Raw genomic sequence first — 3,806 nt, 5'->3', positions numbered from 1 at the left:
TCGCTGATGCAGCGGGTCAGACGTCACCGCCCAGGTAGGCGGCCTTGACCGCCGGGTCGACGGCGAGGTCCTCGCCCTTGCCGGAGCGGACGATCTCGCCCGTCTCCAGGATGTGCGCGTCGTGCGAGCGCTTGAGCGCCTGCGCGGCGTTCTGCTCGACGAGCAGCACTGTGGTGCCCTGCTCGTTGATCTCCGTGATGATCGTGAAGATCTGCTGGATGAGCTTGGGCGCCAGGCCCATCGACGGCTCGTCGAGCAGCAGCAGCCGCGGGCGCGACATCAGGGCCCGGCCGATGGCGAGCATCTGCTGCTCACCGCCGGACATGCTGCCGGCCGCCTGCTTCTCCCGCTCCCGCAGCCGCGGGAAGAGCGTGAACACGCGCTCGACGTCCTCGGCGTAGGCCGCGGTCTTGCGGTCCTTGCGCAAGAAGGCGCCCATGTCGAGGTTCTCGCGCACGGTCATGCCCGGGAAGCAGCCGCGGCCCTCGGGCGACTGGCTGATCCCCCGCTTGACCCGCTCGTACGGCGCCAGGTGGGTGATGTCCTCGCCGTCGAAGCGGACCGTGCCGCCGCGCACCTTCCGCAGCCCCGACAGGGTCTTCAGCGTGGTCGTCTTGCCGGCGCCGTTGGCGCCGACCAGCGAGGTGACCGTGCCCTCCGGGACGGAGAACGAGATGCCCCGGATCGCCTCGATGTGGCCGTAGTTGACCTGCAGGTCCTCGATCTCAAGAAGCATCCTCATCCACCCCCAGGTAGGCGGCGATGACCGCCGGGTTGTCACGGATCTCCGCGGGAGTGCCCTCGGCGATCTTCTGGCCGAACTCCAGCACCACGATCCGGTCGGTGACGCCCATGACCAGCCGCATGTCGTGCTCGATCAGCAGCACGGTGTAGCCGGCGTCGCGGACCTTGCGGATCAGCTCCATGAGCTTGACCTTCTCGGCCGGGTTGAAGCCGGCCGCCGGCTCGTCGAGGCAGAGCAGCTTGGGCCCGGTCGCCATGGCACGCGCGATCTCGAGGCGGCGCTGGTCGCCGTACGACAGGTTGGAGGCGAGCTCGTCGTGACGCGCCTTGATGCCGACCAGCTCGAGCAGCTCGGCCGCCCTGGCCCGCGCCTCGCCCTCGGTACGGCGGTAGCGGGGCGTGCGCAGCAGCGCGTCCCAGAAGCCGACCTTGCTGTGGGCGTCGGCGCCGACGAGCACGTTCTCGATCACCGTCATCGACTTGAACAGTCGGATGTTCTGGAACGTCCGGGCGATGCCGAGCTTGGTGATCTTGTAGCGCTTCATCTTGGTCAGCGGCGTGCCGTCGAAGCGGACCTGCCCGGACGTCGGGCGGTAGACGCCCGTCATCACGTTGAAGCAGGTCGTCTTGCCGGCGCCGTTGGGCCCGATCAGACCGAGGATCTCGCCCTCGCGGATCTCGAAGCTCACGTCGTCGAGCGCGGTCAGACCGCCGAACTTCAAGGTGACGTGGTCGACCTCGAGCAGTGCCTTCGTGGCGGTCACGGTGTCGGCCGTGGCGTCGGTCGTGGTGTCAGGCATGGGCCCCCTCCTCCAGCTCGCCCTCTTCGATGGCCTCGATCTCGGCCTCGGCCGCCTTGACGCGCCGGGTACGACGCGGTGGGAGCAGGCCCTCGGGCCGCCAGATCGCCAGCACGGTCAGGGCCAGGCCGAAGAGGAGCAGACGGTAGTCGTTGATGTCACGGAAGCGCTCGGGCAGGTAGGCCACCAGGGCGCCACCGGCCACCGCTCCCCAGCGGTTGCCCGCGCCACCGACGATGACGGCGGCGACGAAGAGCATCGACAGCAGCAGCGGGAACGTCTGCGGGTTGATGTAGCCACCCTGGCCGCTCGCCTTGAACGCACCCGACATGCCGCCGATCGCGGCGCCGAGGGCGAACGCCATCAGCTTGTACTGGAAGGTCGGAACGCCCATCAGCTCGGCGGCGTCCTCGTCCTCGCGGGTGGCCTCCCAGGCCCGGCCGACCCGGCTGGCCTTGACCAGGCGGTCGGCGGCGATGACGAGCAGGACCACCGACAGGAGCAGCCAGTAGTACGGGATCGCGTCGCCCGCGCCGAAGGTGAGGAAGTGGGTCGCGTGGTCCCAGTCGAGGCTGGGGACGATGCCGTCCCACTGCACGCGCGGGATGTCGAAGAGCCCCTTCTTCCCGGCGAACGGACCCTCCGGGTTGGGGCCGATGCTCGGCGGGTGCGGGATGTCCTTGATGCCCGCCGCCGCGCCGAGCCACTCGACGTTGACCAGGCAGATCCGGATGATCTCACCGAAGCCGAGCGTCACGATGGCGAGGTAGTCGCCGCGCACGCGCAGCGTCGGCGCGCCGAGCACGACGCCGAACACCATGGTCACCGCGATCGAGATCGGCAGCACCAGGAAGAACGGCCAGGCCCCGTGGTAGGCGGTCAGCACACCGGTCGTGTAGGCGCCGACGGCGTAGAAGCCGACGTAGCCGAGGTCGAGCAGTCCGGCGTACCCGATCACGATGTTGAGGCCGAGCGCGACCAGCGCGAACGCGACCACACCGAACATGACACCGCCGAAGTCGATGCTGTTGGTGGTGATGATCGGCGGCCGCAGCAGCGGCAGCGCGTAGAAGAAGAGCGCGATGACGACCATCACCGCGATCCGGACGGGGAGCGGCTTGCGGTGGAAGCCGTCGATCATCCGGTCCCAGTTGGCTGCGACGGCGCGCAGGGCAGTGCTCACGGGGTTCATCAGGCACGCGCCTTTCCGAGGGCCTCACCGAGCAGGCCGGAGGGCCTCACCAGGAGGATCAGGACGAGGAGCACGAAGGAGACGACGTCCTTCCACTGCGACCCGAAGACCGCGGAGCCGTAGCTCTCGGCGACGCCGAGGACCAGGCCGCCGAGCAGGGCGCCGCGCAGGTTGCCGATGCCGCCGAGGACGGCCGCGGTGAACGCCTTGACGCCGAGCAGGAAGCCGGCGTTCTGACGCGTCGACCCGATCTTCAGCATGTAGAGCGTGGCGGCGGCGCCGGCCATGAGGCCACCGACCAGGAAGGTCACCTGGACGACGCGCGTCGAGTTCACGCCCATCAGCGCGGCGGATTCGGGGTCCTGTGCCACGGCGCGGATGCCGCGCCCGAAGCGGGTCCGGCGGACGAAGGTGTCGAGTGCGACCATCATCAGCAGCGCGGCGCCGATGACGACGAGGTCGACGTCGGTGACCGAGTAGTTGCCGACGCTGAACAGGTCGTGGGGCTGGATCGTCACCGGGTTGGAGTAGACGTCGCGCGCCTTGGCCACGTAGTCGGACAGGTTGTCCTCGAGGCCGAACCAGCCGGCGAAGCGGTCACGCAGACCCATCGCCTCGGAGAGCGCGAAGGAGGCGCCGATGGCCGAGATCAGCGCGATCAGCTTGGGCGCGTTCTTCTTCATCAGCGGCCGGTAGGCGACGCGTTCGAGGAGGAGCGCGATGCCCGCTGACATCGCCATGGCCGCGACCAGCGCGACCAGGAGTAAGGGTATGGCCCGGCCCAGGGACCAGCTCACGGAGTCGGTGCCGTGGAGCAGGACGAAGACCCAGGCCACGGCGAAGGTGCCGTACATGAAGACTTCGGAGTGGGCGAAGTTGATGAGCTGCAGGACGCCGTAGACCATCGTGTAGCCGAGGGCGATCAGCGCGTAGATCGCGCCGAACACCAGGCCGCCGACGGTGAAGGCTGGCAGGTTGTTGAAGAGAACGTCGAAGTGCAAGGGATCCCCCCGGGTCGCCGGTCTGATTCGCACTGCGGCCGGGAGACGGTGGTCCCCCGGCCGCAGCAG

General features: G+C 68.9%; 4 protein-coding genes. All 4 read right to left on the bottom strand.

The window, feature by feature from the left end; all coding sequences use genetic code 11:
• Positions 1-16: 16 nt before the first annotated feature.
• The 4 genes from AB4880_RS03915 to AB4880_RS03900 are packed head-to-tail and all read right to left on the bottom strand — an operon-like array spanning position 17 to position 3,737.
• The gene (locus tag AB4880_RS03915; protein ID WP_367917893.1) at positions 17-742 is read right to left on the bottom strand and encodes an ABC transporter ATP-binding protein; all 726 of its coding nucleotides are present in this window, start codon (positions 740-742) and stop codon (positions 17-19) included.
• A complete protein-coding gene (locus tag AB4880_RS03910) occupies positions 726-1,544 on the bottom strand; it encodes an ABC transporter ATP-binding protein (RefSeq protein ID WP_367917892.1) in 819 nt (272 codons plus the stop codon). Before AB4880_RS03910 ends, AB4880_RS03915 begins: the two co-directional genes overlap by 17 nt.
• Entirely contained in the window at positions 1,537-2,727 is a 1,191-nt protein-coding gene (locus AB4880_RS03905; protein WP_367917891.1) for a branched-chain amino acid ABC transporter permease, read from the bottom strand. The genes AB4880_RS03910 and AB4880_RS03905 overlap by 8 nt, the downstream gene beginning before the upstream one ends.
• 8 nt (positions 2,728-2,735) lie before the next feature.
• Positions 2,736-3,737: a branched-chain amino acid ABC transporter permease gene (locus tag AB4880_RS03900; protein WP_367917890.1), complete on the bottom strand. Its 1,002-nt coding sequence runs from the start codon at positions 3,735-3,737 to the stop codon at positions 2,736-2,738.
• Positions 3,738-3,806: the final 69 nt, after the last annotated feature.

The organism is Nocardioides ginsengisoli, assembly GCF_039537225.1.
GTDB classification, from domain to species: domain Bacteria; phylum Actinomycetota; class Actinomycetes; order Propionibacteriales; family Nocardioidaceae; genus Nocardioides; species Nocardioides ginsengisoli.
The sequence above is the reverse complement of the archived record's forward strand: the minus strand, read 5'-3'. Positions and strand labels throughout refer to the sequence as shown.